Below are 275 nucleotides of genomic sequence, written 5' to 3' on the forward strand. Positions count from 1 at the left end.
AAGTCCACCACCACCTCATCGCCGACGCGCGGGATTTGCACCCCGCCGTAGCCCTGGCCCGCCCACGCGCTCGACACGCGCACCCAGCAGGAGCTGGTGTCATCGCCCTTCGCCAGACGGTCCCAGTGGAACTTCACCTTCACCCGGCCGTATTTGTCCGTCCAGATACTCTCGCCGTTCGGGCCCACCACCTTCGCGGTCTGCGGGCCGTAGGTGCGCGGCCACGCCGTGGACTGCGCCGGACGGTACACCACCGCCGACGGGATGACCGTGAA

At 68.7% G+C, this 275-nt stretch carries 1 protein-coding gene; it reads right to left on the reverse strand.

All coding sequences use genetic code 11. The annotated features are described in order from the left end of the window. Positions 1-275: type VI secretion system tip protein VgrG (vgrG, locus tag GXP72_RS22820; RefSeq protein ID WP_208762994.1), on the reverse strand; the 275-nt coding region annotated here is incomplete at both ends.

Origin of the sequence: Enterobacter sp. SES19 (genome assembly GCF_011765665.1) — a bacterium.
In the GTDB taxonomy this organism is placed as follows: Bacteria; Pseudomonadota; Gammaproteobacteria; order Enterobacterales; family Enterobacteriaceae; genus Enterobacter; species Enterobacter pseudoroggenkampii.